General features: G+C 60.8%; 19 protein-coding genes. 13 read left to right on the top strand and 6 right to left on the bottom strand.

Annotated features, from left to right (window positions below; translation table 11 throughout):
- Positions 1-41 precede the first annotated feature (41 nt).
- The 5 genes from PspS35_RS24050 (at position 42) to PspS35_RS24030 (ending at position 5,487) form a co-directional block, all read left to right on the top strand.
- Positions 42-683, top strand: a complete 642-nt coding sequence (locus tag PspS35_RS24050; RefSeq protein ID WP_159937074.1) for a YfgM family protein — start codon at positions 42-44, stop codon at positions 681-683.
- Positions 676-1,827: an outer membrane protein assembly factor BamB gene (gene bamB, locus PspS35_RS24045; RefSeq protein ID WP_159937073.1), complete on the top strand. Its 1,152-nt coding sequence runs from the start codon at positions 676-678 to the stop codon at positions 1,825-1,827. The genes PspS35_RS24050 and bamB overlap by 8 nt, the downstream gene beginning before the upstream one ends.
- 134 nt (positions 1,828-1,961) lie before the next feature.
- Complete coding sequence (gene der / locus PspS35_RS24040; protein WP_106578275.1) at positions 1,962-3,431, top strand: ribosome biogenesis GTPase Der; 1,470 nt, start codon at positions 1,962-1,964, stop codon at positions 3,429-3,431.
- A 128-nt stretch (positions 3,432-3,559) separates the two neighbouring features.
- A complete protein-coding gene (locus PspS35_RS24035) occupies positions 3,560-4,708 on the top strand; it encodes a pyridoxal phosphate-dependent aminotransferase (RefSeq protein ID WP_159937072.1) in 1,149 nt (382 codons plus the stop codon).
- The gene (locus PspS35_RS24030; RefSeq protein ID WP_159937071.1) at positions 4,696-5,487 is read left to right on the top strand and encodes an amidohydrolase; all 792 of its coding nucleotides are present in this window, start codon (positions 4,696-4,698) and stop codon (positions 5,485-5,487) included. Before PspS35_RS24035 ends, PspS35_RS24030 begins: the two co-directional genes overlap by 13 nt.
- Positions 5,488-5,648: 161 nt before the next feature.
- Here PspS35_RS24030 and leuA read toward each other — a convergent pair whose 3' ends face one another.
- From leuA to PspS35_RS24010, 4 genes are all read right to left on the bottom strand, one after another.
- On the bottom strand, positions 5,649-7,328 hold the full coding sequence (gene leuA, locus PspS35_RS24025; protein ID WP_159937070.1) for a 2-isopropylmalate synthase: 1,680 nt from the start codon (positions 7,326-7,328) through the stop codon (positions 5,649-5,651).
- 324 nt (positions 7,329-7,652) lie between these two features.
- Entirely contained in the window at positions 7,653-8,474 is an 822-nt protein-coding gene (locus tag PspS35_RS24020) for a M23 family metallopeptidase (protein WP_159937069.1), read from the bottom strand.
- Between the two features lie 3 nt (positions 8,475-8,477).
- Positions 8,478-9,857: an exodeoxyribonuclease VII large subunit gene (xseA, locus tag PspS35_RS24015; protein ID WP_159937068.1), complete on the bottom strand. Its 1,380-nt coding sequence runs from the start codon at positions 9,855-9,857 to the stop codon at positions 8,478-8,480.
- A gap of 10 nt (positions 9,858-9,867) precedes the next feature.
- Complete coding sequence (locus tag PspS35_RS24010; protein ID WP_159937067.1) at positions 9,868-10,758, bottom strand: LysR family transcriptional regulator; 891 nt, start codon at positions 10,756-10,758, stop codon at positions 9,868-9,870.
- 99 nt (positions 10,759-10,857) lie between these two features.
- Here PspS35_RS24010 and PspS35_RS24005 point away from each other — a divergent pair, with 99 nt between their 5' ends.
- From PspS35_RS24005 to guaA, 4 genes are all read left to right on the top strand, one after another.
- Positions 10,858-11,625, top strand: a complete 768-nt coding sequence (locus PspS35_RS24005; protein ID WP_159938113.1) for a sulfite exporter TauE/SafE family protein — start codon at positions 10,858-10,860, stop codon at positions 11,623-11,625.
- Between the two features lie 137 nt (positions 11,626-11,762).
- Positions 11,763-12,311, top strand: coding sequence for a sugar ABC transporter ATPase (locus PspS35_RS24000; protein WP_159937066.1), 549 nt, complete (start codon positions 11,763-11,765; stop codon positions 12,309-12,311).
- A gap of 104 nt (positions 12,312-12,415) precedes the next feature.
- On the top strand, positions 12,416-13,885 hold the full coding sequence (guaB, locus tag PspS35_RS23995) for an IMP dehydrogenase (protein WP_090400665.1): 1,470 nt from the start codon (positions 12,416-12,418) through the stop codon (positions 13,883-13,885).
- An 80-nt stretch (positions 13,886-13,965) separates the two neighbouring features.
- Complete coding sequence (guaA, locus tag PspS35_RS23990; RefSeq protein ID WP_122489116.1) at positions 13,966-15,543, top strand: glutamine-hydrolyzing GMP synthase; 1,578 nt, start codon at positions 13,966-13,968, stop codon at positions 15,541-15,543.
- A 110-nt stretch (positions 15,544-15,653) separates the two neighbouring features.
- Here guaA and PspS35_RS23985 read toward each other — a convergent pair whose 3' ends face one another.
- Positions 15,654-16,277 (bottom strand): DUF1120 domain-containing protein, encoded by a 624-nt coding sequence (locus tag PspS35_RS23985; protein ID WP_159937065.1) that lies wholly within the window; start codon positions 16,275-16,277, stop codon positions 15,654-15,656.
- A gap of 135 nt (positions 16,278-16,412) precedes the next feature.
- Entirely contained in the window at positions 16,413-17,117 is a 705-nt protein-coding gene (gene treR, locus PspS35_RS23980) for a trehalose operon repressor (RefSeq protein ID WP_159937064.1), read from the bottom strand.
- Between the two features lie 226 nt (positions 17,118-17,343).
- On the opposite strand from treR, the gene treP reads away from it, so the two are divergent.
- From treP to ptsP, 4 genes are all read left to right on the top strand, one after another.
- A complete protein-coding gene (gene treP / locus PspS35_RS23975) occupies positions 17,344-18,786 on the top strand; it encodes a PTS system trehalose-specific EIIBC component (protein WP_159937063.1) in 1,443 nt (480 codons plus the stop codon).
- 117 nt (positions 18,787-18,903) lie between these two features.
- Positions 18,904-20,541: an alpha,alpha-phosphotrehalase gene (gene treC / locus PspS35_RS23970; protein WP_159937062.1), complete on the top strand. Its 1,638-nt coding sequence runs from the start codon at positions 18,904-18,906 to the stop codon at positions 20,539-20,541.
- A gap of 72 nt (positions 20,542-20,613) precedes the next feature.
- Positions 20,614-21,834 carry a carbohydrate porin gene (locus PspS35_RS23965; RefSeq protein ID WP_159937061.1) on the top strand — a complete coding sequence of 407 codons (1,221 nt, stop codon included), beginning with the start codon at positions 20,614-20,616 and terminating at the stop codon, positions 21,832-21,834.
- A 91-nt stretch (positions 21,835-21,925) separates the two neighbouring features.
- Positions 21,926-24,430: a phosphoenolpyruvate--protein phosphotransferase gene (gene ptsP, locus PspS35_RS23960; RefSeq protein ID WP_159937060.1), complete on the top strand. Its 2,505-nt coding sequence runs from the start codon at positions 21,926-21,928 to the stop codon at positions 24,428-24,430.

The following is a 24,430-nucleotide window of genomic DNA, read 5'->3' as shown; positions in this document are numbered from 1 at the left end:
GCTGTCGAACAGCCGAATTTAGCGATTTAAGGAGTATTGGGGTGTCGAGTTCTGATGATGATCAACTGGCTGAGTTCAAGGACTGGTGGCAGCGTAACGGCAAGCCCCTGGTTACTGGCGGCCTGCTGGCTTTAGTGGTGGTGTTCGGCTGGCAAGCCTGGACCAAGTATCAGGCCAACCAATCCCAAGGCGCCTCGATCGTTTACCAGCAACTGCTGGAAACTACTCTGACGCCAGACGGCAAGCCTGATCCAGCGCAGGTTGCCGACCTGGCCGGCAAGTTGAAAAACGAATTCGGCGGTAGCACGTACGCCCAATACGGCAGCCTGTTCGTCGCGAAAGTTGCGGTCGACACCGGTAAGCTGGATGACGCTGCTGCAGAGCTGAAGGCAATCGCCGACAAGCCGACCAACCCGACCCTGGGTGAAATCGCACGTCAGCGCCTGGCCCAGGTTTTGGCGGCTCAGAACAAGGCCGACGAAGCACTCAAACTGCTCGACGGCGATGCGGACAAGGCATTTGTAGCCACTCGCGAAGAGCTCAAGGGCGACCTGTTGGTCCAATTGGGTCGTACCGACGAAGCCAATGCTGCGTACAAGAAAGCCAAGGCGGCGCTGTCTGATGAAGCGGCGGTCGGTGGCTTACAAATCAAGCTCGACGACTTGGCCAAAGGGGATGCGTGACGTGATCCGTTGGAAACATGCAGCATTGCTGGCTCTGGCCGTTCTGGCCGCGGGTTGCAGCAGCAACAGTAAAAAAGAACTGCCTCCGGCCGAGCTGACCAGCTTCAAGGAAGAAGTCGTTCTGCAAAAGCAGTGGAGTCGCTCCATCGGTGACGGTCAGGGCGAAACCTACAACATGTTGGTACCGGCAATCGACGGTGACAACATTGTGGCCGCTGACGTGACCGGCGTGGTGATCTCCATGGATCGCATGAACGGCGACGTCAAGTGGAAGAAAGACCTCGAGTTGCCCGTGTCCGGCGCTGTAGGCGTGGGTTACGGCCTGGTGATGGTCGGCACGCTGAAGGGCGAAGTGGTTGCCCTGGATTCCAGCACCGGTGAAGAGAAATGGCGCGCTCGCGTGACCAGTGAAGTCCTCGCGCCGCCTGCCACCAACGGCGATATCGTCGTGGTGCAAACCCAGGATGACCGTGTCATCGGTCTGGATGCCGCTACCGGCAACCAGCGCTGGTTGTACGACAGCACCCCTGCGGTGTTGACCCTGCGCGGTACCAGTGGTCCGGTTGTGACCAACAATCTGGCCGTTGCAGGGCTGTCGACCGGTAAAGTAGTCGCCCTGGACACCCAGAACGGCGTGCCGGCCTGGGAGACCCGTGTGGCCATCCCGCAAGGTCGTTCCGAACTGGATCGCGTCGTGGATATCGACGGTGGCTTGCTGCTGTCGGGTGAAACCCTCTACGTTGCCACCTACCAGGGCCGCGTAGCTGCACTGGACCTGCAAACCGGTCGCGTCAACTGGCAGCGTGATGCTTCCAGTTACGCCGGTGTCGCCCAAGGGTTTGGCAGCGTCTATGTCAGCCTGGCGTCCGGCACCGTTGAAAGTGTCGACGAGCGTTCCACCACCGCGTTGTGGAGCAACGATTCCCTGGCTCGCCGTCAGCTGTCGGCACCGGAAGTCTTCTCCAGCTACGTAGCCGTCGGCGACTTCGAAGGCTACCTGCACCTGCTGAGCCAGGTGGACGGTCGCTTTGTAGGTCGTGAGCGTATCGACAGCGACGGCCTGCGTGCGCGTCCGCTGGTGGTGGGTAACATGCTTTATGTGTATGGCAACAGCGGCAAGCTGGAAGCCCTGACCATCAAGTAAGAACTATGCTTGGGGTAACACCCAGGCGGCCCCGCTTCGGCGGGGCATGCGGCATCTGACGATGCTGCCCCGAGCACCAGCCGCTGCCCTGCAGCGGCTTTTGTATTTTCTGAAATAACGAAGTGGAGAGCCGCATGGTTCCCGTAATCGCCCTGGTGGGCCGACCTAACGTCGGCAAGTCCACCTTGTTCAACCGCCTGACCAGGACTCGCGACGCCATTGTCGGCGACTTGTCCGGTCTGACCCGTGATCGCCAATACGGTGAGGCAAAGTGGCAAGGGCGCTCCTATATTATTGTCGACACCGGTGGTATCTCCGGTGACGAGCATGGCATGGACGAAAAAATGGCCGAGCAGTCGCTGCTGGCCATTGAAGAAGCCGATGTCGTGTTGTTCCTGGTGGACGCCCGCGCAGGCTACACCGCTGCCGACCAGATGATCGGCGAGCACCTGCGCAAGCGCAACAAGCGTTCCTATCTGGTCGCCAACAAGATCGATAACATCGATCCTGAAGCGGCCCGCGCCGAATTCAGCCCGATGGGCCTGGGCGATGCGATCCCGGTCGCCGGTGCCCACGGTCGCGGCATCACCCAGATGCTGGAAATCGCCCTGCGCGACTTCCCGAAGGATGACGCTGAGGAAGAAGAAGGCATCGAGGAGATCGTTGCCGAAGGTGAGGAAGCCAAGCGCATTCCTGGCCCGAGTGAAAAAGACGGTATCAAGATCGCCATCATCGGCCGTCCCAACGTTGGCAAGTCCACCCTGGTCAACCGTATGCTCGGTGAAGACCGGGTTATCGTGTACGACCAGCCCGGCACCACCCGCGACAGTATCTACATCCCGTTCGAGCGTAACGACGAGAAGTACACGCTGATCGACACCGCTGGTGTGCGCAAGCGCGGCAAGATCCACGAAGAAGTTGAAAAGTTCTCCGTGGTGAAAACCCTGCAAGCGATCAAAGACGCCAACGTGGTGATCTTCGTGATGGACGCCCGCGAAGGCGTGGTAGACCACGACCTCAACCTGCTGGGTTTTGCCCTGGAAGCGGGTCGGGCACTGGTGATCGCGATCAACAAGTGGGACGGCATGACGCCGAGCGAGCGCGATTTCGTCAAGATCGAGCTGCAACGTCGGCTGTTCTTCGTCGAGTTCGCCGATATCCACTTTATCTCGGCACTGCACGGCACCGGCGTGGGCAACCTCTACGCTTCCGTCCAGAACTCGTTCAAGTCCGCCGTTACCCGCTGGCCGACCAACCGCCTCACCCAGATCCTGGAAGACGCGGTGGGCGAGCATGCGCCGCCGATGGTCAACAACCGCCGGATCAAACTGCGTTACGCCCACTTGGGTGGTGCCAACCCGCCGATTATCGTGATCCACGGTAACCAGATCGAGAAGGTGCCCAAGTCCTATGTGCGTTACCTGGAAAACACCTACCGTCGTGTCTTGAAACTGGTCGGTACGCCGATCCGTATCGAGTTCAAGGGTGGCGAGAACCCATACGAAGGCAACAAGAACACGTTGACGGACCGTCAGGTGAACAAGAAGCGTCGTTTGATGACTCACCACAAGAAGGCCGACAAGAAACGCCGCGATAAGAAATAAGCGCCGCTTCAAGTTGCAAGCTGCAAAAAAGGGCTCCTTTGGAGCCCTTTTTTGTGCGTGACGGTTTGCCCCTTGACCTGCTTGCAGCTGGCAGCTTAAAACTTGTAGCTCACCCGAAGGGGGCTCCCATGATCACCAGCAAGCTGCCGAATGTCGGCACCACGATTTTCACCACCATGTCGCAATTGGCTGCCGAAACCGGCGCGCTCAACCTGTCCCAAGGCTTTCCCGATTTCAATGGCCCCCAGGCGTTGCTTGATGCGGTGGGCAAGCATGTTGCCAGCGGACACAACCAATATTCCCCGATGACCGGCCTGCCGGCCCTGCGCCAACAAGTGTCGGCCAAGATCGCCCGCCACTACGGCGCCGCGGTCAACCCTGACACTGAAGTGACCATCACCCCAGGCGCCACGGCGGCGATCTTCTGCGCGATCCAGGCGGTGATTCGCAACGGCGATGAAGTCATCGTGTTCGACCCCTGCTACGACAGCTACGAGCCCTCGGTCGAGCTGGCCGGTGGTCGCTGTGTGCATGTGCAACTGAGCCTGCAAGGCTTCGCGCTGGACTTCGAGAAGATCAAGGCCGCGTTGTCGCCGCGTACGCGCATGATCATCCTCAACACCCCGCATAACCCCACGGGCGCCCTGATCAGTCGCGCCGAGCTGGACCAGTTGGCCGAGCTGATCCGCGACCGCGATATCTACCTGGTCAGCGACGAGGTCTACGAGCACCTGGTCTTTGACGGTGTGCCCCATGTCAGCGTGCTGGCCCACGAAGAGCTGTACCAGCGCGCGTTTGTGGTCAGTTCCTTTGGCAAGACCTACCACGTGACCGGCTGGAAAACCGGCTATGTAGTCGCGCCACCGGCGCTCACCGCCGAGCTGCGCAAGGTGCACCAATACGTCAACTTTTGCGGCGTGACGCCGTTGCAGTTCGCGCTGGCCGACTTCATGGCCGAACACCCGGAGCATGTCGACGAATTGCCCGCGTTCTATCAAGCAAAGCGCGATCTGTTTTGCGACTTGCTGGAACCATCGCGATTCAGTTTTACCCGAGTGACCGGTACCTACTTCCAATTGGTGGATTACTCACAGATTCGCCCGGACCTTGATGACGTCGCCATGTCCCTGTGGATGACCCGCGAACACGGCGTCGCGACCATCCCCGTCTCGGTGTTCTACCAGCACCCACCCCAAGGCCAGCGCCTGGTGCGCTTGTGCTTTGCCAAACGCGAGGAGACGCTGCGCCAAGCAGCTGAAAAACTATGCGTGATCTGAGTGCACTGCCGAACCTGACTATCGCCCTGGTCCAGACCACACTCGCGTGGCACGACCGTCAGGCCAATCTTGAGCACTTCGACCTGCTGCTGGAGCAGGCCAAGGGCGCCGATCTGATCGTATTGCCGGAAATGTTCACCACCGGTTTCTCCATGGAGTCGGCCACTCTCGCTGAACCGGAAAGCGGCCCTACCCATAGATGGCTCCAAGCCCAGGCGGCGAAGTACAACGCCGTGATCACCGGCAGTGTGATCATCCAGGCCGCTGACGGCAGCCACCGCAACCGCCTGCTGTGGGCGCGGCCGGATGGCGAGGTGCTGCATTACGACAAGCGCCACCTGTTCCGCATGGCCGGTGAACATGACCACTACACTCCCGGCGAACGGCAGGTGCAGTTTGAATTGAAGGGCTGGCGCATTCGGCCACTGATTTGCTACGACCTGCGTTTTCCGGTGTGGAGCCGCGATGCCCAGGATACGGACCTGCTGCTGTACACCGCCAACTGGCCGGGTGCGCGGCGCCAGCATTGGAATCGTCTGTTGCCGGCGCGAGCCATCGAAAACTTGTGTTATGTGGCGGCGGTGAATCGGGTGGGCACGGATGGGAAGGGCTTTGCCTACACCGGGGACAGTCAGGTGTTGGATTTCCAGGGCGAAACCCTGCTGAGTGCGGGGGAGGCCGATGGAGTGTTTCAGGTGTGCCTGGACGCGGCTGAACTGGCGGCGTACCGCACCAGGTTTCCGGCGAACCTGGATGCCGATAGCTTTCAGTTTGTCTGACAGGCCGCTATCGGGGGCAAGCCCCCTCCCACAGGGAAACGCATTCCAAATGTGGGAGGGGGCTTGCCCCCGATGAGGACCTGACAGACACCGCAAATATAAAGCCCAGCAAAAAGGCCCCTGAGTTCTCACCCAGGGGCCTTTTGCATTTCAGCGGTGTGTTAAGCCGCCTTTGCTTCCAACTGGCTCAGCGAGCGGTTCAGCGCGCTGAACAGCGCCTTGAAGCTGGCTGTGGTGATGTTTTCATCAATGCCCACGCCATGCACCGGACGCTCGCCATTCACACGCAGCTCGATGTAGGCCGCTGCCTTGGCATTGGTGCCCGCGCCGATCGCGTGTTCGTTGTAGTCCATGATCTCGACCGCTACCGGCAGGCCGGCAACCAAGGCTTCCAGTGCGCCGTTGCCTTTGCCTTTCCAGTGCAGGTTGGTTTCGCCCTGGCCTTTGCCGGAAACTTCCACTTCGACAAAGCTGTTGCCGTTTTCTTCCTGCAAGCGATGGCTGACCAGCGCGTACGGGGTGTTGGCCTGCAAGTACTCGCGTTGCAGCAAGGCGTAGATCTGTGGTGCGGTCATCTCCAGGCCCACACGGTCGGTTTCGGCCTGGACCACCTGGCTGAATTCGATCTGCATGCGGCGCGGCAAGCTGATGTCGTATTCCTGCTCCAGCAGGTAGGCGATGCCGCCTTTGCCCGACTGGCTGTTCACACGAATCACGGCTTCGTAGCTGCGACCAATGTCGGCGGGGTCGATTGGCAAGTACGGCACTTCCCACAGCGCATCGTCTTTCTGCTGGGTGAAACCCTTGCGGATCGCATCCTGGTGGGAACCGGAGAATGCGGTGTGCACCAAGTCGCCGACGTACGGGTGACGTGGGTGCACCTGGATCTGGTTGCACTCCTCGACGACTTTGCGCACGCCGTCGATGTCGGAGAAGTCCAGTTGTGGGTCGAGGCCTTGGGTGTACATGTTAAGGGCCACGGTGACCAGGTCGACGTTGCCGGTACGCTCGCCGTTGCCGAACAGGCAGCCTTCGACCCGGTCAGCGCCGGCCATCAGGCCCAGTTCGGTGGCGGCTACGCCGGTGCCACGGTCGTTGTGGGTGTGCAGGCTGATGATCACGCTGTCACGACGGTTGATATGGCGACCGAACCACTCGATCTGGTCGGCATAGATGTTCGGCGTGGCGCACTCAACGGTGGCTGGCAGGTTGAGGATCATCTTGTGCTCAGGCGTCGGGTTCCACACCTCGATCACCGCGTCACAGACTTCCTTGGCGAACTCCAGCTCAGTGGCGCTGAACGTCTCTGGCGAATACTCGAAGGTCCACTGGGTTTCCGGCTGCTGGGCGGCGTATTTGACGAACAGCTTGGCCGCATTGACCGCGATGGCCTTGATGCCGTCCTTGTCCTGGTTGAACACGATGCGGCGGAACGATGGCGACGTGGCGTTGTACAAGTGCACGATGGCTTTCTTGGCGCCGCGCAGGGATTCGAAGGTGCGTGCGATCAAGTCTTCACGGCCCTGGGTCAGCACCTGGATGGTGGTGTCCTCGGGGATGTGGTTGTCTTCGATCAGGGTGCGCACGAAGTCGAAGTCGGTTTGCGACGCAGCCGGAAACGACGCTTCGATTTCCTTCACGCCGACGGCGACCAAGGTCTTCCAGAAGCGCAGCTTTTTCACTGCGTCCATCGGTTCGATCAGCGACTGGTTGCCATCACGCAGGTCGGAACTGCACCAGATGGGCGCGGTGGTGATGGTCTTCGATGGCCAGGTGCGGTCCGGGATGTCGATGGTCGGGAACGCGCGGTACTTCGAAGACGGGTCTTTGAGCATGCTCATCGGGAAATCCTTTGTTGTAGGGGCCGAGAAAAGGCGGCCTGCCGTAAAACTGTTTTTGGGGATAAAGCGTAGAGACGAGGCAGATCGATTCAGCCTGGCAGTCGTGCGCTGACGAGGCACAGGCTGCGGTGCTGGCGAAGCTGAATGAGGGTGTGAGAGGTTTTCATAAGCTCAACCCTAACCGCCGGGGTGAAAGATGGCAAGCAGTCGCTAAAAATTGAGAGAAGTTCTTCTATTTGCGTAGGAATCGAGATTTTATGCCTGGGAATGTGGCGGGCGCTGAATTTAATTGCGCGTGCTTTGCAGCGCGCGCAATCGAGTCATTCAGGGCTGGAACGCGCCGATAAAGATCGCCGGGTCCACCCGGGCGTCGTTGAGGCTGACATTCCAGTGCATATGCGGCCCGGTCGCGCGGCCTGTCGCACCGACCTTGCCCACCACCGCACCCCGCACCAGTTGCTGGCCCACCTTCACGTCGATCACCGACATGTGGCAGAACATGCTGATAAACCCCTGGCCATGATCGACAAACACGGTGTTGCCATTGAAGAAGTAGTTGCCGACCAGAATCACCTTGCCGTTCGCCGGCGTCTTGATCGGCGTGCCGGCCGGTACGGCGAAATCCAGGCCCGAATGCGGGTTGCGTTCTTCGCCGTTGAAGAAACGGCGTACGCCGAACTTGCTCGACAGCGGCCCGTTCACCGGTTTATCCAGCACCAGGTTGCTCGGCAGGTTAGGGCTGAAGCTGCGGTACGCCTTGATCTGCACTGCCAACTCGGCCTCGATGCGCTTGAGCTGCGCGGGGGCTGGGTTGACCTGGCTTTTGTTTTTCAGGGTGATGCGCTGTTCCGGGTATTTCTTGTAGCCGACGATAAACGGCAGGCTGCGCCCGCCGCTGCTGAGGCGCTCGTTGCCCGGCTTGACGGTTAGCGGGATGCCGACAATCGCCAGCCAATTGTCCTGCTCCTTCACCACCAGCACCGGTTTGCCTTGGTACGTGGCTTTAGGCGCACCGGCGGAAGGCCCGAGGTCGACCACCGCAACGCCACCCGGCACCGGTTTGTTCAGAGTGCGGCTGATGTAGCTGTCAGCGTGGGCATTAAAGGCAAGGCACAGCAGCATCAACAAGCTAAAAAGACGTGGCATCAATCAATCCAATAGCGAAAGGGTGACGGGTGTCAGGTGGTTGTCTTCCACCCGCACTTGCAATTGGCCTTCACCGAGGCGTGCGGTGAGGCGTTGGCCGGTGTGGGTTTGCGCTGCGTTGCGAATGGCCTGGCCGCGCTCGTCCAGCAGGATGCTGTAGCCACGGCCCAGGGTCGCCAGCGGGCTGACCACCTGCAACGTCTGTACCTGGCTTTGCAGTTGCAGGCGACGCGCCTTGAGGCCTTCGCGCATGGCGCGGGGCAGGCGTTCGGCGAGGCTGTCCAGGCGCTGGCGCAACAGCGCCAGTTGGCGGCCGGGGTGCTGGCCGGCGAGGCGGGTCTCCAGGCGGATCAAGCGTTCGCGACGGGTATTGAGACTGCGCTCGAAGGCGCGGCGCAGGCGCATGTCCAGGTCATCCAGGCGCTGGGCCTGCTGGCGCAAACGCTCGCCCGGGTGGCGCAGGCGACGGGCCATGCCTTCCAGGCGCAGGCGATCGTGGCTCAGGCGGTTGCGCATCAGCATCACCAAGCGCCGATGCAGGTTTTCTACCTGGCGCACCAGATGGCTGGCATCCGGTGCCAGCAATTCAGCGGCGGCAGACGGCGTGGGCGCACGCACGTCCGCCACGAAATCGCTGATGGACACGTCGGTTTCATGGCCGACGGCGCTGACGATAGGCGTGACGCACGCATCCACTGCGCGCGCAACAGCTTCTTCGTTGAAGCACCACAGGTCTTCCAGGGAGCCGCCGCCACGGGCCAGGATCAGCGCGTCAAAGCCTCGGGCGTCGGCAAGCTTCAGCGCCCGCACAATCTGTGCGATCGCTTCGCGGCCTTGTACGGCGGTGGGGATCAAGGTCAGCTCAACGTTCGGCGCCCGGCGGCGGAACACACTGATGATGTCGCGGATTACCGCGCCGGTCGGTGAACTGATAATACCGATGCGTCGAGGATGGGCGGGCAGGGGCACCTTGCGTTCGGCGCTGAACAGGCCTTCGGCACTGAGCTTTTCCTTCAACGCATCGAAGGCCAGGCGCAGCGCTCCATCGCCAGCCGGCTCCACGGTGTCGAGGATCAACTGGTAGTCGCCACGGCCCTCGAACAGCGAGACCTTGCCGCGTACCTTCACCGCCAGGCCATCCTTGAGTGCCTGGCGCACCCGCGCGGCATTGTTGCGGAACAAGGCGCAACGCACCTGGGCGCCGCTGTCCTTGAGGGTGAAATACACATGGCCGGAGGCCGGGCGGGCGAGGTTGGAGATCTCGCCTTCGACCCAGATATTGGTGAACACGTCTTCCAGCAACACCCGCGCACGGCCGTTGAGTTGGCTGACAGTCAGGACTTCGCGGTCCAGGCCCAGGCGGGCAAAGGGGTCTTTAATCATGGGCAGCAGTTTATAGGCATTCGTGCAAGGTTTGACAGAATTGCTCCACCAGCGGGCTCGGCGCCTGCTGGCAGGCCACGGCTACGGTGCTGAGGCAGTCCGGGTCGGCCAGCGGTAAAAAGTGCACATTGGCGGGGGCGATGTCCTGCATGGATTTTGGTAACAAGGCAATTCCGAAGCTGGCCTGGATCAGTTGCAGTTGCGTGGTCTTGCGCGACATGACCCGCGCCGCCTTAGGGAAAAATCCTGCGCGCATGCACAGTTCGGCCGACAGATAACTCAGGCCACCACGCTGCGGATGGGGGATCGAGATAAACGCTTCATCCTTGAGCTGCTCCAGGTCGACCGGCGCGTTGCTACGTGCCAACCGGTGATTCGGCGGCACTGCCAGCAGCAATTGTTCCTTATATAAAGGCTCCACGCGTACACCTTCGCGCTGGCGCAGGACCGGCAGCCGTAGCAGGCCGATATCCAGGCGGCCGTCGGCGATTTCCTCCAGTTGGGCTTCAGAGGACAGTTTGACGATATCCATCGACACGCCGGGGCAGCGCTCCAGCCAGGTGCTGATACCTTGCAGTAAAACGCCGCTCATCGGCACAGTGCTCGAATGGCTCAGGCGCAGGGTGCCGAGTTGACCGTTGCCGACCTGGGTCGCCACCTCGCTGGCCTTGGCCAGTTCACTCAGCAGGTTGCGCGCCCGCGGATAAAAGGCTTCGCCCGCTGCGGTGAGTCGTGGCTGGCGCGCGGTACGTTCAAACAGCGCTGTTTGCAGCTGGTTTTCCAGCGCCTTGATCTGCCGGCTCAGGGCCGATTGCGCCACGAACAGGCGTTCGGCGGCGGCGCCGAAGCTGCCGCTGTCGGCGATTTCGACGAAGTAACGCAGTTGGCGAGTGGAAATCACGCGTCATGCCTTTTCGAGATGGGTGGAGGGCTTTGACGATATTAGTCGCAACCCTCGCCGATGGCTAAAGTGATGGCTATCTCTTTCAAGGAATACGTCATGAGCCCGGTTGAGCTGATGGGTCAGTGGTCGTTTGGCGGTGTGGATTGGCTGGTAATCGGCGTGGGTGTCGTCGTGGCATACATCGTGTTCGGTATTGCCGGCTTCGGCACCGCTCTGGTGGCGGGGCCGATCCTGATTCTGTTCATGCCATTGTCGAAGATCATCCCGTTGCTGGTGCTGTTGGATTTTGTCGCGGCCTTCGGCGGCCTGCTGCAAACCCGGCGGGACGTGGACACGCCGGAACTGCTGCGACTGCTGCCGTGCATGGCCATCGGCTGCACATTGGGCGTGGTGTTTTTGCTCAACCTGCATTCGGACCTGTTGCTGTTGTTGATGGGGCTGTTTATCAGTGTCTATGCCGTTTACACCCTGGCCGTAAAAGCCCGCCCCGCGCAGCTTGCCAAAGGCTGGTCGATTCCCATGGGCACTGTCGGCGGCCTGTTTGGCGCGCTGTTTGGCAGTGGTGGCTTTTTATATGCGATCTACCTGAACAGCCGCTTGCCCAAGGACGCGGCGCGGGCCACCCAAAGCGCGCTGATCAGTTGCAGCACCGTGGTGCGCTTGAGCCTGTTCCTGATTGCCGGGGTGTACGCGGATTTGCCGCTGTTGCTGTTGGCGCTGTGCCTGTTGCCGGCGATGGTCCTGGGCTTGTGGTGTGGGCGCAGGCTGACGATGCGCATGTCCCGTGAGGCCTTCGTCCGGTTGGTGACCTGGCTGGTATTGGCCAGTGGCATTGCATTGATTGGGCGGTACTTGAGCACTTGACCTGATTTCTTCAGGGATTAAGCTGCCGTCCTCCCGGGCGTCATCGCGGGCAAGCCCGGCTCCCACAGTTGAGTGCATTCCAATGTGGGAGCCGGGCTTGCCCGCGATGAGGCCAGAAGCCACACCGCAGGACTCTCATGAACTCCCAAAGCATCCTTGTCCCGAAAATCTCCACCTTGCCCGTCCACGAACCCCGCGCCAGGGCCATCGTGCGCTGGCTGGTGCGCAAGAACATCATCAAGGAAGAACTCACCACCTGTGGCCGCACCGGCAACCGCATGGCCTACGCCCTGGCCGACAGCGCCCGCGCCGTGGTGCTGCACCCCGAGGCGCTGCCGTTCAACGAGCCGGTCAATGGCCTGGAGATCATCTACAAGCGCTGCATCTACACCCCGGCCAAGGGCTTTCTCGAAGAAGCCGGCTGCCCGGAGTGCCGCAGGGAAGTCGGTGAAGCGCTGTTCGAAAGCCTGGAAGACTGGATGCCCGGCCACACCGATAACTTCACCTGCCCGTTGTGTGGGCATGAAGATGACATCAATGGGTTCCTGTTCCTGCAGGAATGCGGGTTTTCCAACCTGGGATTCATCTTCAACAACTGGGCGGAGGCGGGGTTCAAGCAGAGCTTTATCGACGAATTTGCTGATTGGCTGGACCAGAAGATCAGTTGGGTCAAAGTCGAACTTTAATCCATCTATCAGTATTACCATGTTTGTCAGAGTTTTACATTGAGCCCGACAGGGTGCATGTATATAATGGCGCGCTTCCATTTTCCCGCTCGGGAGCCCCCGCGATGCTGCGTATCAGCCAAGAAGCTCTGACATTCGACGACATTCTCCTAGTGCCCGGTTATTCCGAGGTGCTTCCTAACGAAGTCAGTCTCAAGACCCGCCTAACCCGTGGCATCGAGCTGAATATTCCTCTGGTTTCCGCTGCGATGGACACCGTTACCGAAGCCCGCCTGGCCATTGCAATGGCGCAGGAAGGCGGTATCGGGATCATCCACAAGAACATGACTATCGAGCAGCAAGCTGCCGAAGTACGCAAGGTCAAGCGTTACGAAGCCGGTGTGGTGAAAGATCCAATCACCATCGAAGCCGACGCCACCGTGCGAGACCTGTTCGACCTCACTCGTCTGCACAACATCTCCGGTGTTCCCGTGCTGCACGATGGCGACCTGGTCGGCATCGTCACTTCCCGTGACGTGCGTTTCGAAAACCGTCTTGAAGTCACCGTCCGCGACGTGATGACGCCTAAAGAGCGTCTGGTCACAGTCAAGGAAGGCGCCGACAAGAACGACGTGCGCGAATTGCTGCACAAGCACCGCATCGAGCGCGTGCTGATCGTCGACGACAAATTCGCCCTCAAAGGCATGATGACCGTCAACGACATCGAAAAAGCCAAGGCTTACCCGCTGGCCAGCAAGGATGACCAAGGTCGTCTGCGCGTGGGCGCTGCCGTTGGTACCGGTAAAGACACCGGCGACCGCGTTGCAGCCCTGGTGGCTGCCGGTGTGGACGTGGTGGTGGTCGACACCGCACACGGTCACTCCAAAGGCGTGATCGACCGCGTACGTTGGGTCAAGCAGAACTTCCCTGAAGTGCAGGTGATCGGCGGCAACATCGCCACCGGCGCTGCCGCCAAGGCCCTGGCCGAAGCCGGCGCTGACGCAGTCAAGGTCGGTATCGGCCCTGGCTCGATCTGCACCACGCGTATCGTCGCCGGTGTGGGCGTGCCGCAAATCAGCGCCATCGCCAACGTCGCCGCAGCCCTAGAAGGCACCGGCGTTCCGTTGATCGCCGACGGCGGCATCCGTTTCTCCGGTGACCTGTCCAAGGCCATCGTAGCCGGTGCTTCCTGCGTGATGATGGGCTCGATGTTCGCCGGTACCGAAGAGGCGCCAGGCGAGATCGAACTGTTCCAGGGCCGTTCGTACAAGGCTTACCGTGGCATGGGTTCGCTGGGCGCCATGTCCCAGGCTCAAGGCTCGTCCGACCGTTACTTCCAGGACTCCTCGGCAGGCGCCGAGAAGCTCGTACCGGAAGGCATCGAAGGCCGTGTTCCTTATAAAGGCACCCTGAGCGCCATCATCCATCAACTGATGGGCGGCCTGCGTTCCTCGATGGGCTACACCGGCAGCGCCGACATCGAAGAAATGCGCACCAAGCCAGAGTTCGTGCGGATCACCGGCGCAGGCATGGCTGAATCCCATGTCCACGACGTGCAGATCACCAAGGAAGCGCCAAACTACCGCGTAGGTTGAGGCTTCCAGCAAAATGTTAAGTAACCGGGGCTGTTCTTCAGCCCCGAGTTGTTTCTGATTCATTAGACGAGACTGACTTCATGGCCCTCGACATTCACGCCCACCGCATCCTGATCCTCGACTTCGGTTCCCAGTACACCCAACTGATTGCCCGCCGCGTGCGTGAAATCGGTGTGTACTGCGAACTGCATCCGTTCGACATGGACGACGAAGCGATTCGCGAATTCGCACCGAAAGGCGTCATCCTCGCCGGTGGCCCCGAGTCCGTGCACGAAGCCAACAGCCCGCGCTGCCCGCAAGCCGTGTTCGATCTGGGCGTGCCGGTCTTCGGTATCTGCTACGGCATGCAGACCATGGCCGAGCAACTGGGCGGCAAGGTTGAAGGTTCCGAGCTGCGTGAATTCGGTTATGCCCGTGTGGACGTGGTCGGCAAGAGCCGCCTGCTGGACGGCATCGAAGATCACGTCGACGCCGACGGCCTGTTCGGCCTCGACGTGTGGATGAGCCACGGTGACAAAGTCACCAAGATGCCGGAAGACTTCCACATCCTGGCCAGCACCCCGAGCTGCCCGATCGCCGGCATGTTCAGCGACGAGCGTCGCTACTACGGCGTGCAGTTCCACCCGGAAGTGACCCACACCAAGCAAGGCGGCCGCATCCTGTCGCGCTTCATCCTCGACATCTGCGAGTGTGAAGCCCTGTGGACCCCATCGAAGATCGCTGAAGACGCCATCGCCAACGTACGTGCCCAAGTCGGCACCGACAACGTGCTGCTCGGCCTGTCCGGCGGCGTTGACTCCTCCGTGGTTGCGGCGCTGCTGCACAAAGCCATTGGCGACCAACTGACCTGCGTCTTCGTCGACAACGGCCTGCTGCGCCTGCACGAAGGTGAGCAGGTGATGGCCATGTTCGCCGAGAACATGGGCGTCAAGGTGATCCGCGCCAACGCCGAAGATCAGTTCTTGAATAACCTGGCCGGCGAGTCCGACCCGGAGAAGAAGCGCAAGATCATCGGCCGCACCTTCATCGACGTCTTCGATGCCCAGTCCAACAGCCTGGACAACATCAAGTACCTCGCCCAGGGCACCATCTACCCCGACGTGATCGAGTCGGCCGGCGCCAAGAGCGGCAAGGCCCACGTGATCAAGTCCCACCACAACGTGGGTGGCCTGCCTGAGGAAATGAACCTCAAGCTGGTAGAACCGCTGCGCGAACTGTTCAAGGACGAAGTCCGCCGTCTGGGCCTGGAACTGGGCCTGCCGTACGACATGGTCTACCGCCACCCATTCCCAGGCCCGGGCCTGGGCGTGCGGATCCTCGGTGAAGTGAAGAAGGAATACGCCGACCTGCTGCGTCGCGCCGACCACATCTTCATCGAAGAACTGCGCAAGGCCGACTGGTACCACAAAGTCAGCCAAGCCTTCGTGGTGTTCCAGCCGGTGAAATCGGTTGGTGTGGTAGGCGATGGCCGTCGTTACGCCTGGGTCGTGGCCCTGCGTGCCGTGGAAACCATCGACTTCATGACCGCTCGTTGGGCACACCTGCCGTACGAACTGCTGGAAACCGTCAGCGGCCGTATCATCAACGAGATCGAAGGTATCTCGCGCGTGACGTATGACGTGTCGAGCAAGCCGCCGGCGACGATTGAGTGGGAATGATCCTTTCCAAGGGTTAGCTGTCTTCTTATAAAAAGCCGTTTGTCTGTTGAGGACAAACGGCTTTTTTGTGTGCGTTGTCCGGTGCGAGAAAGTGCGCTATGGCCGCAGGGTTATAGATACTTCACTTGCAATGTGGCGTGGCCATCCAGCGGCACTTCCTGGGTCAGGGTCAGTGTGTTGGCCGGAGCAATCTGTGTGTAAAACACCAGGGTCGCATCCAGCGTGGTGAAGGCCGTGGGAACGGAGGCTGGGCTGCCCATACTGGTCACTGCGGTCAGTAGGCCGTGGGTCAGGTGGCTGCCGGACATCCAGGTGGCGCCGTTGTTGGAAGACACAATGGGTCTCATGGAGCCGGACTCGCTGACTGGATCCGCGAGGCTGAACGTGAGGTTGCCGAGTTTTTCGCTGCCGTTGACCAGGCCCAGGCCGTGAAGGCTGGGCTCCAATGCAGAGCCAGCTCGATTGTCGACAGTGTTCAGGGCCAGCAGCGTGGGCCCTTCGCATCGGATGCTCAATTGCAGGCGGTATTCGGGCAGGATCGTGAGCGTTTCAATGTTCAGATCCTTGGCTGACAATTTCCCGTGATCAATGGCGCCTCCGTTCGTGATGGCGGGCTGGCAGGCACTCGGGGTAATACGACCTTTGACGGTCAGGTCCACGGCGGAGTCGGCAGCGGCAATCGCACCGTCAGTCAGCAATAGGGCTGCGAGGAGTGGGGTGAGTAGTTTTTTCATTATCGGCTCGAAGGTCGTTGCGGTACTGCCGTCCAAGAGGCCGGTGTTGCTCCTCTTGCGGCGGGTCAGAACCTTATCGCCAGGTACCGGCGAGGGAAATGCAACAATTGCGACAATGTTTAGGCAACGGAACATTCAGCGCCGAGCAATATCCGAAAAGTAAAACTTATCCAGCGTATGCCGCGACTCGGTGTACTCGAACTGCCGCCCGTCCTGCAAAAACGTCTGGTTACTCACCACGATCACATGGCTTTGGCCGTCGAGGTCGAGGTGTGCCTGGTCGTCCTTGCTGCGGGGCAGGGCTTCAATGGTGCGTTGGGCGTAGCTGATGTGCAGTTGCAAGGTTTGCTCGATAAACGCGTAGATCGACTGTTCGGCAATCGTCTGGTCCAGGCCGGGAATCAGGTCGGCGACGAAGTGGTTGATGTCGAGGATCACCCGTTTGCCGCCAATGCGCCGTACCCGTTTGATCCGCGTGATCAGTGTGCCGGGCTCGGCTTCGATGTGTTGCAGCAATGCGCCTTCCAGCGGGAACTGGGTGAATTCGACTACATCAGTGCGTACGTCATCGCCCAGGTCGGCGTGGGTTTCGTGGAAGCTGACGATGCCGCCCAGTTGAAATTCAATCGGGTTGGGGGACAGCACGAACGTGCCCTTACCATGAATTTTTTGCGCGAAGCCGCGCTCCTGCAACTGCTCGATGGCGCGACGCACGGTGCCACGGCTGGCCTGGTAGCTGTCCATCAATTCGGTTTCGGAAGGAAGGCGCGTACCGCGTTGCAGGCGTTCGGTGGTGATGCTGGCAAGCAGATCCGTGTAGATCTGGTTGTATTTGCTCATGGGGATGGCTCTGTGCCCGACTGTTTGTAAGTGAACTGTGCGTTCAAGGCAGGAACCTTAGTGGCAGCCGTGGGGTTTGTCCATTGACCCTTGGTAAACCCAAAAACGATAGTTTCCAAACTCGTACAGACGAGTTGTTGCTTTAACTCGTACAGACGAGTAGTTTTGGCCTCGGCGTGCTGCCAATGACTGCCCCCAAATAAAAAAATCAAAGTGGAAACCAAGCATGAGCCACGACTATTCGACTATTGCCCACGAGATTCTTGAGAACCTCGGAGGGCGCGACAACCTTGAGCAAGCCGCCCATTGCGTAACCCGCCTGCGCCTGGCGCTCAAGGACCCCAGCCTGGTCAACGCCAGTGCGTTGAACCAGGTCGATCTGGTCAAGGGCTCGTTCTTCACCGGCGGCTTGTTCCAGGTCGTGATCGGCCCCGGCGAGGTGGAAAAAGTCTACGCCGCCCTGCGCGAGCAGACTGGCTTGGCCGCCTCGACCATTGCCGATGTGAAGAAAGCCGGCGGCGACAAGACCAACCCCATGCAACGCCTGGTGCGCGTGTTCTCCGATGTGTTCATGCCGATCCTGCCCGCGCTGATCATTGCCGGCCTGTTGATGGGCATCAACAACCTGATGGGCGCCAAGGGCATGTTCATCGAGGGCAAGACGTTGCTGGAGGCCTATCCGAACCTGGATGGCCTGTGGAGCCTGATCAACCTGATGGCCAATACCTCGTTCGTGTTCCTGCCGGCGTTGGTGGGTTGGTCGGCGGCCAAGCGGTTTGGCGGCAGTGAAATCCTCGGCATCGTGCTCGGCCTGATGCTGGTGCACCCGGACCTGCTCAATGCCTGGAACTACGGCAAGGCCGTGGCAGGGCTCGACGGCCAGAGCCTGCCGTATTTCGATATTTTCGGCTGGTTCAAAATTGAAAAGGTCGGCTACCAGGGGCAGATTCTGCCGATCCTGATGGCGGCCTATGTGATGAGCGTGATCGAGAAATGGCTGCGTGCCCGCGTGCCGAATGCCATTCAGTTGCTGGTCGTGCCGATTACCACCATCGTCGTCACCGGCGTGCTGGCGCTGGCAATCATCGGCCCGGTGACCCGTCACCTCGGCATCCTGATCACCGAAGGTGTAGTCACCCTGTTTGACCTGGCGCCCATGCTCGGCGGGGCGATTTTCGGCCTGCTGTATGCGCCGCTGGTGATCACGGGCATGCACCACATGTTCCTCGCTGTGGACCTGCAACTGATCTCCACCCAGGGCGGCACTTTTATCTGGCCGATGATCGTGATGTCCAACCTGGCCCAGGGCAGCGCCGCCCTCGCCGTGTTCTACATGACCCGCAATGCGCGGGACAAAAGCATGGCCTCGACCTCGGCGATTTCCGCGTACTTCGGCATTACTGAGCCAGCGATGTTCGGGGTGAACCTGCGCTTCAAATTCCCCTTTTACGCCGCATTGCTCGGCTCGGCGCTGGGCAGCATTTTCCTCTCGCTGAACAAGGTGACGGCTTCGGCTATCGGCGTCGGTGGCTTGCCTGGGTTTATCTCGATCATCCCGCAGTTCATCCCGAGTTTTGTGATCGGGATGGTGATTGCGATGGTGGTGCCGTTTGTTTTGACCTGTGCGTTGAGCATGAAGATTGTTCGGCCCGGTTATCGGGTTGCCTGATTGATCGCCATCGGGGGCAAGCCCCCCCACAGGTTGGAATGCATTCCAAAAATGTGGGAGAGGGCTTGCCCCGATGAGGCCCTAAACGCCAACACCCAACCAACTGAAGGACCCCCCATGCACCAATCGGTGATCTACCAGATCTACCCCAAAAGCTTCCACAGCCACGCGGGTAACGCCACCGGTGACCTGCTGGGCATCGTGGACAAGCTCGACTACCTCCAATGGCTGGGCGTGGATTGCCTGTGGATCACCCCGTTCCTGCGCTCGCCGCAACGGGACAACGGCTACGACATCAGCGACTACTACGCCATCGACCCCAGCTACGGGACGATGGCCGACTGCGACCTGCTGATCGGCGAAGCGGCCAAGCGTGGCATCAAGTTGATGCTCGACATCGTGGTCAACCACACCTCCATCGAGCATGAGTGGTTCCAGCAAGCGCGCAGCAGCCTCGACAATCCCTACCGCGACTTCTATATCTGGCGCGACCAGCCGAACAACTGGGAATCCAAGTTCGGCGGCTCGGCCTGGGAGTACGAAGCGCAGACCGGCCAGTACTTTTTGCACCTGTTCGACCACACCCAGGCCGACCTCAACTGGGACAACCCCAAGGTCCGCGCCGAGGTGTTCAAGTTGATGCGCTTCTGGCGCGACAAGGGCGTGGGCGGGTTCCGCCTGGACGTGATCAACCTGATCTCCAAGCCTGCCGATTTCCCCGAAGACAACAGCGATGGCCGCCGCTTCTACACCGACGGCCCCAACGTGCATGCATACCTGCAAGAGATGCACCGCGAAGTCTTTGAAGGCCATGACCTGATCAACGTCGGCGAGATGTCCTCCACCAGCCTGGAACACTGCATTCGCTACTCGCGTCCAGAATCGAAAGAGCTGTCGATGACCTTCAACTTTCATCACCTGAAAGTGGATTACCCGAACCTGCAAAAGTGGGTGAAGGCCGACTTCGACTTCCTGCAACTCAAGCGGATTTTCTCTGACTGGCAATTGGGCATGCAGGCCGGTGGCGGCTGGAACGCGCTGTTCTGGTGTAACCACGACCAGCCACGAGTGGTCTCGCGTTTTGGCCACGACGGCGAGCACCGCGTGGTCTCGGCGAAGATGCTGGCCACCGCGCTGCACTTTCTTCAGGGCACGCCGTTTGTGTACCAGGGCGAAGAGTTGGGCATGACCAATCCGGGCTTTGGGCGCATCGAGCAGTACCGCGATGTGGAAACCCTCAACATCTATCGCCTCAAGCGCGATGCCGGTGAGTCCGAAGCGTCGAGCATGGCGGCGATCATGCAGAAGTCCCGCGATAACGGGCGCACGCCGATGCAGTGGAACACGCAGGCCAATGCCGGATTCAGCACGGGCGAGCCCTGGATCGGTCTCCCGGCGAATGCCGCGCAGATCAACGTTGAGCACCAACTCGATGATCCCGATTCCGTGCTGCATCACTACCGCGCGCTGATTGCCTTGCGTCGTCACGAACCGCTGATCCAGGAAGGCGTTTACCGCGAACTGCTGCAGGACCATCCCCAGGTGTGGGCGTACCTGCGCGAGGGCCAGGGCGAGCGGCTGCTGGTGCTGAACAACTTCTATGGCAAGCCCTGCGACATTCTGCTGCCGGACAACGTGATCAACCCGGCCAGCGAGCAACGCCTGTTGATCAGCAACTACCCCGACTGCCCGCTGCGTACGGCCTCGGTGGTATTGCGCGCTTACGAATCCTTTGTGCTGCACCTCAAGGACTGAAACCCGCTGCAACCCCCGTACGGGAGTACGGGGCGCTAGACCCAAAACATAATAAAAATATCGGAGTGCTTCATGAAAACAACAATAAAGCTGGGCCTCGTTGCATCCTGCCTGAGCCTGCCTCTCGGCGCTCAGGCCCTGGAATTTGCCGGTTACTTGCGCAGTGGCGCAGGCACGTCGACCGGCAGTGGTCCGCAGCAATGTTTCCAACTGCCAGGGGCGCAATCCAAATACCGTCTGGGGAACGAATGCGAACAGTACGCCGAACTGGAACTGCGCCAGGACCTGCTGACCCTCGACGACGGCTCAGTGCTCAGCGTCGACGCCATGGCCTCGCTCTACAACAAATACGACCGCGAGCTGAAGTTCCAGGGCGAGAACAACGGCTCGGCGCGCATGCCGCAGATGTATGCGCAGTGGTCGAACGTGCCCGCCCTCAACGGCGGTTCGCTGTGGGCCGGTCGGCGTTACTACAAGCGTAACGACATCCATATTTCCGACTTCTACTACTGGAACCAGAGCGCCACCGGCGGCGGTATCGAGGACGTGCTGATCGGCGACCTCAAGTACAGCTACGCCATTTCGCGCAAGGACAACCTCTACCAGAAGGAATACGCCACCCGTCACGACTTCAACGTCGCCGGCTTCAAGACCAACCCCGGCGGCGAGCTGGAGCTGGGCTTGAGCTATATCGAGAAGGCCGGTGGCCGCGATACCAACAGCGGCTGGGCGTTGACGGCGCAGCATGTGCAAAAGCCTTTCCTGGGCGGCAAGAACAAGTTCGCGTTGCAGTACGGCGAAGGCCCGGGCACCGGCCTGGGTTACACCGGCAATACCTTCTTGGATAAGAGCAGCAAAAGTTATCGCGCCGTGGAGTTCTTCGACTGGCAGGTCACGCCGCGTTTTGGCGGGCAGGTCGAGGCGGTGTACCAGAAGGACATTCGCCCTGGCAGCCAGGATCAGACCTGGATGTCCCTCGGCGTGCGCCCGGCCTATGCCATCAGCGAACAATTCAAACTCGTCACCGAGCTGGGCCATGATCAAGTCGATGCCAGCGGCGGTACACGCAAGCTGAGCAAATTTACCTTCGCCCCGACCTGGTCGCCCAAAGGCCCGGATTTCTGGGCGCGGCCGGAAGTGCGCTTGTACTACACCTATGCCACCTGGAACGAAGCGGCCAAGCGTGCGGCGAATGAACTGGCGGCGGGTTCGGCGTTGTCCGACACCGGCTCCTATGGCACTGCGCGGCATGGGTCGAATTTTGGTGTGCAAGTCGAGTATTGGTGGAAATAACTGCATGGCCCCCTCCCACATTTGATCCCTGTCATCCTCAGGATTTGTTTCCTGCCAATGATTTTTACAGAACACAACAACAGGTGAAGTCATGACCGCATTGAAACCCCTGGAACTGCTGGCGCCGTTGTCCGGTGTACTGCTGGCGCTGGACGCGGTGCCCGACCCGGTCTTCGCCAGCCGCATGATCGGCGACGGCCTGTGCATCGATCCCACCTCGCAGACCCTGTGCGCGCCGTTGGCCGGAGTGGTCAGTAATATTCAGCACACCGGGCATGCGGTCAGCATCACCGACGACAATGGCGTGCAGGTGCTGATGCATATCGGCCTGGACACCGTGAACCTGGCAGGCAAGGGCTTCACCCGATTGGTCAAGGAAGGCCAGCGGGTCGAGGCCGGCGAGCCGCTGATCGACTTTGATGCTGACTATGTGGCCCTCAATGCCCGCAGTTTGCTGACCCTCATGCTGGTGGTCAGCGGCGAACCGTTCACCCTGCTGGCCAGTGGTGTAGTCGAGAGCGGCCAGCCGCTGCTGGCGTTATCCACAGGTCAGGCGCTTGACGTGGCGGACGAGGAGGAGGGCGACGCGTTGTTCTCCAAACCGCTGAGCCTGCCCAACGCCAATGGCCTGCATGCGCGCCCGGCGGCGGTGTTTGCCCAGGCGGCGAAGGGCTTCAACGCGAGCATTTACCTGCACAAGCAAACCCAGAGCGCCAATGCGAAATCCCTGGTGGCGATCATGGCGCTGCAAACCGTGCAGGGCGATACCTTGCAGGTGAGTGCGGCGGGGGATGATGCCGAGGCGGCGATCAAGGCCTTGGTGCAATTGCTGACGCAAGGTTGTGGCGAGACGGTCGCGGCAGCGGTTGCGACGGTTGAACCGGAGGTGGCGACCACTGTGCTGAGGGGTGTATGCGCATCGCCCGGGTCGGCGTTTGGCCAGGTAGTGCAGGTGGCTGAGCCTGAACTGAATATCCCTGAAAAGGGCGCAGGCGAAGAGGCCGAGCGTGCCGTGTTGGCGCACGCGCTACGGGCTGCCACTGAAGCGTTGCAAACCTTGCAAGCCAAGGCCGTCGGCAGCGCCCAGGCGGAGATTTTTCGCGCCCATCAGGAACTGCTCGAAGACCCGACCTTGTTGGAACATGCCTACGGCCTGCTCGCCGAGGGCAAGAGCGCGGCGTTTGCCTGGCACGGCGCCACGGCCGTCACGGTCAAGCTGTTTCAGGGCCTGGGCAATGCGCTGATCGCCGAGCGTGCAGCGGACCTGGCCGATGTTGGCCAGCGTGTACTCAAACTGATCCTGGGTATTGAGGACCGCGCCTGGGACCTGCCCGAGCGCGCCATTCTGATCGCCGAACAGCTGACCCCGTCGCAAACCGCCACGCTCGACACCCGCAAAGTGCTGGGGTTTGTCACCGTCGGCGGCGGGGCGACCAGCCATGTGGCGATCCTCGCCCGTGCCTTGGGCTTGCCGGCGATCTGCGGGGTGCCGGAGCAGGTCTTGGCGCTGGCGAATGGCAAGCAGGTGCTGCTGGATGCCGATAAAGGCGAGCTGCATCTGGCGCCGAACCTGGCTGAAATCGAGCGCTTGGAAGTGGCTCGCCAACAACAGGTGCAGCGGCATCAGCGCGATGTGGCGCAGGCTGCGTTGCCCGCCATCACCCGCGATGGTCATCACGTCGAGGTCACGGCCAACGTCGCTTCGCTTCAGGAGGTGGAGCAATCCCTGACCCTAGGGGGTGAAGGCGTGGGCCTGCTGCGCTCGGAATTCCTCTACCTCGACCGTAACCGCGCGCCGAGCCCCGAGGAACAGGCCACCACTTACAGCGCCATCGCCCGTGCCCTGGGTACTGAACGCAACCTGGTGGTGCGCACCCTGGACGTGGGCGGCGACAAACCGTTGGCCTACGTGCCGATGGAAGCGGAGACCAACCCATTCCTGGGTTTGCGCGGGATTCGCCTGTGCCTGGAGCGTCCACAGCTACTGCGCGAGCAGTTGCGCGCCATCCTCGCCAGTGCCGGCCTGACGCGGCTGCATATCATGTTACCGATGGTCAGCCTGTTGTCGGAGCTGCACCTGGCGCGCAAGATCCTTGAAGAAGAGGCGCTGGCGCTGGGGCTTGTCGAGCTGCCGAAGCTGGGCATCATGATCGAAGTGCCGTCCGCCGCCTTGATGGCCGACGTGTTTGCGCCCCATGTGGATTTTTTCTCCATCGGCACCAACGACCTGACCCAATACACCCTGGCGATGGACCGTGACCATCCACGGCTGGCCAGCCAGGCCGACAGCTTTCACCCGGCGGTATTGCGCCTGATTGCCACCACCGTCAAGGCCGCTCATGCCCACGGCAAATGGGTGGGCGTCTGCGGCGCGTTGGCGTCGGAAGCGCTGGCCGTGCCGTTGTTGATCGGGTTAGGGGTCGATGAGTTGTCGGTCAGCGTGCCATTGATCCCGACTATCAAGGCCACCGTGCGCGAGTTGGACCTGGTCGACTGCCAGAGCATCGCCCGCCAGGTGCTGGGCCTGGAAGAAGCCGCCCAAGTGCGCGAGGCCCTGCGCGACTATCAAACAGCCACCGTTGTGCTGGAGAACTGA

It is taken from the genome of Pseudomonas sp. S35 (assembly GCF_009866765.1).
Lineage (GTDB): Bacteria > Pseudomonadota > Gammaproteobacteria > Pseudomonadales > Pseudomonadaceae > Aquipseudomonas.
The sequence above is the reverse complement of the archived record's forward strand: the minus strand, read 5'-3'. Positions and strand labels throughout refer to the sequence as shown.

Bases quoted from the DNA above. Each gene is read 5' to 3' on its own strand.
- bamB (WP_159937073.1), top strand. From the start codon at position 676: ATGCGTGACGTGATCCGTTGGAAACATGCAGCATTGCTGGCTCTGGCC.
- PspS35_RS23965 (WP_159937061.1), top strand. From the start codon at position 20,614: ATGAAAACAACAATAAAGCTGGGCCTCGTTGCATCCTGCCTGAGCCTG.
- PspS35_RS23985 (WP_159937065.1), bottom strand. From the start codon at position 16,277: ATGAAAAAACTACTCACCCCACTCCTCGCAGCCCTATTGCTGACTGAC.
- leuA (WP_159937070.1), bottom strand. From the start codon at position 7,328: ATGAGCATGCTCAAAGACCCGTCTTCGAAGTACCGCGCGTTCCCGACC.
- xseA (WP_159937068.1), bottom strand. From the start codon at position 9,857: ATGATTAAAGACCCCTTTGCCCGCCTGGGCCTGGACCGCGAAGTCCTG.
- PspS35_RS24030 (WP_159937071.1), top strand. From the start codon at position 4,696: ATGCGTGATCTGAGTGCACTGCCGAACCTGACTATCGCCCTGGTCCAG.
- treC (WP_159937062.1), top strand. From the start codon at position 18,904: ATGCACCAATCGGTGATCTACCAGATCTACCCCAAAAGCTTCCACAGC.
- treR (WP_159937064.1), bottom strand. From the start codon at position 17,117: ATGAGCAAATACAACCAGATCTACACGGATCTGCTTGCCAGCATCACC.
- PspS35_RS24020 (WP_159937069.1), bottom strand. From the start codon at position 8,474: ATGCCACGTCTTTTTAGCTTGTTGATGCTGCTGTGCCTTGCCTTTAAT.
- PspS35_RS24035 (WP_159937072.1), top strand. From the start codon at position 3,560: ATGATCACCAGCAAGCTGCCGAATGTCGGCACCACGATTTTCACCACC.
- ptsP (WP_159937060.1), top strand. From the start codon at position 21,926: ATGACCGCATTGAAACCCCTGGAACTGCTGGCGCCGTTGTCCGGTGTA.
- guaA (WP_122489116.1), top strand. From the start codon at position 13,966: ATGGCCCTCGACATTCACGCCCACCGCATCCTGATCCTCGACTTCGGT.
- PspS35_RS24005 (WP_159938113.1), top strand. From the start codon at position 10,858: ATGAGCCCGGTTGAGCTGATGGGTCAGTGGTCGTTTGGCGGTGTGGAT.
- der (WP_106578275.1), top strand. From the start codon at position 1,962: ATGGTTCCCGTAATCGCCCTGGTGGGCCGACCTAACGTCGGCAAGTCC.
- PspS35_RS24000 (WP_159937066.1), top strand. From the start codon at position 11,763: ATGAACTCCCAAAGCATCCTTGTCCCGAAAATCTCCACCTTGCCCGTC.
- treP (WP_159937063.1), top strand. From the start codon at position 17,344: ATGAGCCACGACTATTCGACTATTGCCCACGAGATTCTTGAGAACCTC.
- guaB (WP_090400665.1), top strand. From the start codon at position 12,416: ATGCTGCGTATCAGCCAAGAAGCTCTGACATTCGACGACATTCTCCTA.